This window comes from Haloactinopolyspora sp. (assembly GCF_027324685.1).
GTDB lineage: Bacteria > Actinomycetota > Actinomycetes > Jiangellales > Jiangellaceae > Haloactinopolyspora.
This window is the reverse complement of the sequence record NZ_DAHVSH010000148.1, coordinates 1-4890: the sequence shown is the minus strand read 5'-3', so window position 1 is coordinate 4890 and position 4890 is coordinate 1. Positions and strand designations below refer to the sequence as shown.

The window sequence follows — 4890 nt, the reverse complement described above, 5'->3', positions numbered from 1 at the left end:
CCGCCTCGAGGTAGGTCAGCACCCGCCGCGCGTCACCGCCGGCCAGGCGGACCAGGTGGTCGTGCGCGTCGTCGGCCAGCTCGACCGTCCCGGCCAGGCCTCGTTCGTCGCTCAGCGCCCGGCGCACCACCTGGCTGATCGACTCGTCGTCGAGCGGCTCGAGTGTGAGCAGCAACGAGCGCGACAGCAACGGGCTGATGAGGGCGAAGTAAGGATTCTCGGTGGTGGCGGCGACGAGAGAGACCCAGCGGTTCTCCACCCCGGGCAGCAGCGCGTCCTGCTGCGTCTTGGAGAAGCGATGCACCTCGTCGACGAACAACACCGTGCCGACACCGGAGCGGACGAGTGCTCGCCGAGCACCGTCGATGACGTTGCGCACGTCCTTGACACCGGCGGTGACCGCGGACAGCTCGACGAAGCGGCGCTGGGTGGCACGGCTGACGACGTAGGCCAGGGTCGTCTTTCCGGTTCCGGGCGGGCCCCACAACACCAGCGCCATCGGCTGGTCGTGCTCGACCAGTTGACGCAGCGGCGTGCCGGGGCCGAGCAGATGCTGTTGGCCGACGATCTCGTCCAGCGTGCGCGGGCGCATCCGCACCGCGAGTGGCTGGCCGGTGTGGTCCTCGTCAGCGCCGCTGAGCGAACCCGCCGGCACGGCCGGCCCCGGCCCAAGCCCCGTGCTGAAGAGTCCCTCCTGCTCCATGACGGCGACTCTACGCGGAAATGGTGGCCGACCGGCTCACTGGCGTACTTGGTCACGGCACTGCCGCACGACGCGCAGAACCTCGGCGCGTTCGTCGTCGGCGAGTTCGCCGGGACGGTACGGATCAGTGGCGAACTCCGCGGGAATCGCACCCTCGTCGGCGGCGATCCACAGCATCCGCTGCACGTAGCCGTCGTACGGCGGGCGGAAGGTCACCCGCGCCAGTTCGTCGACCACCGCCGACACTTCGAGGAACCTGGCCGCGGCATCGCGCGCCGAGGTGTGCACCGCAGCGGCGAAGGTCTCCACTGCGGCTGCGGACACCTGGGCGGCAGCGGCGGCGATGCCCAACAGCGCGCCCTCGGCGCCCCACATCAACGACGGCCCGAGCATGCGGTCCTCGCCGGTGAGGACGAGCCGCCCGCGGGACCGGGCCGCGGCGATGCCGGCCTGGCAGGCGATGGCGTCGTAGAGGCGGGCCGGCTTGAACGCCACGACGCCGGGATGCTCGAGCAGGACCGTCAACACTTCGTGCGGGTACGGCCGCGAGTAAAGGTCGAACGCGATCAGCGGGACACCCGCCGCGTTGTACAGCAGGTCGTGGTGGGCCAGGACGGCCGCCGCGTCGCCGGTGTCGGCGGGCGGGAACACCAGCAACGCGTCCGCGCCGGCTTCGGCCGCCGTCCGCGCCCACTCGGCCTCCTTCTGGTCGTGCTCGCCCACCCCCGGGTGTCCCACACCGGCGATCACCGGCACGCCCACCGCCGCTGCGCGGCGTACGAGCTCGGCCTTGACCTCGGTGGGCAGGTGCTCGCCGCGGCCGGTGTGCGCGCCGATGGCCAGCGCCTTGGCGCCGGTGTGAACCAGGTGGGTGAAATACGCGGCGCACACGGCGGGATCGACGGTGCCGTCCGGGCGCATCGGGGTGGCGGGCGCGGCGACCAACGACCAGCGCAACTGTTCGGTGAGGTGTGTCTTGTCCCGCGAGTTCGCCACATGGGCAGCGTAACCAGGCCGTCGCCGTCGTGCCCGCCGGCCGGGGGCCGAGCGCGCGATCAACCGGACCGGGCGAGCATACTGAGCGCCATGCTCATGGCGATCATCGGCGGTGCGGGCTTGGTGGGGACGTTCACGGTGCCGTGGCTTGCGCGGCACCACCAGGTCCGCGTCCTCGATCGCAAGCCCAGTCCCGTCGCCGGCATCCAGTCCGTCGTCGGCGACGCCTGCTCCCCCGACGACGTCGCCGCCGCGGTCGACGGTTCGGACGTCGTGGTCCACATGGCCGCGGTCATCCCCAGCCACGACGACCCGGACCCCGCCATGGTGCGCGCCGCCTTCGACGTCAACGTCGCTTCGATCCACCTGGCCTTGACCGCGTCCGCCGCGGCCGGCGTCCGCTCCTTCGTGCACATCAGCACCATGTCGGTGTACGAGAAGTACGCGAAGGTCACCATCGACCCGGCAGCGCCACCCGATGCGACCCGACCGTACGGGTTGACCAAACGGCTCGGCGAGCAGGTGTGCGCGGCCGTGGCGCCCGGCCTCGGACTCGCGGCGTGCTCGCTGCGACTGGTCTACCCCACCGCCGACGAGGACTGGCCGCACTGGCGTGCCGCCGACGACGATCACCGGCCGCGGACGATGCGGATGCGCACCGGCCGCCGGATTCCAGTTCTCGCCGCGAGCGATCTGGCTGCCGCGGTGGCCGCGGCCGCGGACTACCGCGGCCAGTACCGTCCGTTCACCATCACCGCTGACGTCAAGGGCGTGTCCGTTCGCCCGGACGACACGGGTGACGTCCTGGGCTGGCGAGCCACGCGCGTGCCATGACCGGTGGCAGACTGGTGGCGATTCCTGCTGCAGTCCGGAGGTCATGGTGCGTGCCGTCGAACCCGAAGTCCATCTCATTGCCCGGCCCGACTTCGACTACGACGAGGTCGCGGCCTACCTCAAAGAGGTCGGTGGCGAGAGCTGGCTCGAGCGAGTCGACCGCGGTGAACTGGACGACGCGCAGAATCTGGCCGAATTCGCCGGTCGCATCTGCTACCGCTCGTGGGAGCCGGGCCTGAATCCGAACGTCAGCCGGGTCCGCACCGATCAGGCCCAGTACCTGCAGAACATCCTGTCCAGCGCCCACGGTTCGGTGCTCGAGCACGTGAACTTCTCGTTCGTGCTGCACAACGTCAGCCGGGTGACCACGCACGAACTGGTCCGCCACCGCGCCGGGGTCGCGGTGTCCCAGGAGTCGCTGCGCTTCGTCCGCCTCGACGACCTGCCGTTCTGGTTCCCCGAATGGGCTCGTGCCGATCCCGAGCTCATGCGGCGGGCCACGGACCTGCTGGAGCAGATGGAGCAGTTCCAGGGCTGGATGGCCGAGCACTTCGGGCTCGACGACGAAGGTGTCAAGTTCGCCGAGAAGAAGGCGAAGACGTCGTTCATGCGCCGCTTCGCGCCCGAGGGGCTGGCCACCGGTTTGGTGTGGACGGCCAACGTCCGCACGCTGCGTCATGTGATCGAGAACCGCACCGCACCCGGCGCCGAAGAAGAGATCCGCATCGTACTCGGCAAGGTCGGCGAGCTGATGGTGAGGGAAGCACCCGCGTTGTTCGGTGACTACACCGTCGAGGACGGCGCCTGGGTGCCTGGCTGGCGCAAGGTGTGACCGGTTTCGAGCCGACGACCGCGGAGATAGCCACGCGGTAACGGTCCCGGCCGTAAAATGGAAACGCCCTGGTTACAGTGAGATCGATGCGGGCGAGCCGGCCGACGGCTCCGGAAGAAGGGGGAGGACGCGGATGCACACCTCGATCGGCGTGGTCGGGCCGCACGACCTCGTCGACAGCGTCGCCGCCGTCTGCGAAGAGCATCCCGGCATCCAGGTCCATCGGTTCGACTACGACCACGAATCGCAGGCAGCGGAGCTGGTCAGCACCCACGCCTCGGGTGTGGACGGCTGGCTGTTCACCGGCATCGTGCCCTACACGATCTCGCAGGAGGCCCGCACCCGTCCGGCTGCCTTCGTCGACTACAGCGGATCGACCCTGCTTCAGGCTCTGGTCCGGCTGCTGCGCGACGGCCGCGACGTGACACACCTGTCGGTCGACACCCTGGACACGCGGCACGTACACGACACCCTGGCCGCAGCCGGCGTCCCGACCGACGGCATCCGCACCATGCCGTACCGCCCCGGATCCGGCTCCGCCGATTTCGCGGCTTTCCATCGCCGGCACGCCGCGCGGCACCCGGATGCTGTCGCCATCACCTGCCTCGCCTCGGTCTACGACGAGCTCGAGGGCAGCGTCCCGGTCTTCCGGCTGGCTCCGCTGCCGCATTCGGTGCGCACGGCCTTGCGTCAGCTCCTGCTGACCGCGACCAGCCAGATCCAAGAAGACGCCCAGGTCGCGCTGGGCTTGGTGGAACTTTCTCCGGGCGCCGACGGCGAATCCGGCGAGCTCGCCCGCGAGGTGGGCGCCCTCGGTGGGTCGCTGTCGAACTATTCGTCCACGACGTCCATGATCGTCACCACTCGCGGCCCGTTGCACGACGTCTCCCACGGCTTCACCGCGTTGCCGATGCTGCACCGACTGGGGCGTACCCACGACACGGTCCGCATCGGTTTCGGCCTGGGCCACAGTGGCGCCGAGGCCGAACGCCTGGCCCGTCGGGCGCTCTCGCGGGCGCGTAGCTACGGCTCGATCGCCGCGGTGGTCTCGATGCGCAACGACGTCGACGTGATGCTCGACGCCGCGCCGGAGCAGACCCCGGTCACCGAGCAGAGCCGGGCCGTCGTGGCCAGCCGGGTCGGACTGTCCGCCGACACGCTGGACCGGCTACGCGAGGTGACGACCACCGCGGGCGGGCGGGCGCTCACCACGCGCGACATCGCCGACGGCCTGGGTATTCAGCTGCGCACCGCGCGGCGCATTCTGCAGCGCCTCGAGATGGCCGGCTACGCCAAGCGGTCCGGCAACGCCGACTCCGGCACCATCGGGCGCCCGCTGACGCTGTATCAGCTCACGCTCTGAGCGCGGGCGCACTCGGGTGTCGTCAGGCCAGCCACCGGTCGAGGTTGGCCTCGACGAACTCGTCGTCGCGCAGGTGCGGGTAGGCAGCCCAGATCCGGTCGATCTCCTCGAGCTGACCGGGCGAGAGCCGTTCGTCCTCGTCGAGGCACCACAACCCCTCGA

General features: G+C 70.3%; 5 protein-coding genes and 1 pseudogene. 3 read left to right on the top strand and 3 right to left on the bottom strand.

All coding sequences use genetic code 11. From position 1 onward, the window contains the following. A partial coding sequence (locus M6444_RS16450; protein WP_298329767.1) for an AAA family ATPase occupies positions 1–703 on the bottom strand: 703 nt, incomplete at its 3' end. Between the two features lie 36 nt (positions 704–739). Next, on the bottom strand, positions 740–1699 hold the full coding sequence (locus M6444_RS16445; RefSeq protein WP_298329763.1) for a dihydrodipicolinate synthase family protein: 960 nt from the start codon (positions 1697–1699) through the stop codon (positions 740–742). A gap of 90 nt (positions 1700–1789) precedes the next feature. Between M6444_RS16445 and M6444_RS16440 the strand changes: the two genes are divergently transcribed. From M6444_RS16440 to M6444_RS16430, 3 genes are all read left to right on the top strand, one after another. After that, positions 1790–2533 (top strand): NAD(P)-dependent oxidoreductase, encoded by a 744-nt coding sequence (locus M6444_RS16440; RefSeq protein ID WP_298329760.1) that lies wholly within the window; start codon positions 1790–1792, stop codon positions 2531–2533. Positions 2534–2579: 46 nt separating this feature from the next. Beyond that, on the top strand, positions 2580–3365 hold the full coding sequence (gene thyX, locus M6444_RS16435) for an FAD-dependent thymidylate synthase (protein ID WP_363326403.1): 786 nt from the start codon (positions 2580–2582) through the stop codon (positions 3363–3365). A 133-nt stretch (positions 3366–3498) separates the two neighbouring features. Then, the gene (locus tag M6444_RS16430) at positions 3499–4728 is read left to right on the top strand and encodes a hypothetical protein (protein ID WP_298329756.1); all 1230 of its coding nucleotides are present in this window, start codon (positions 3499–3501) and stop codon (positions 4726–4728) included. A 22-nt stretch (positions 4729–4750) separates the two neighbouring features. Here M6444_RS16430 and M6444_RS23040 read toward each other — a convergent pair. Beyond that, positions 4751–4890 (bottom strand): annotated as a pseudogene (locus M6444_RS23040) (dihydrodipicolinate synthase family protein); the annotation flags it as partial.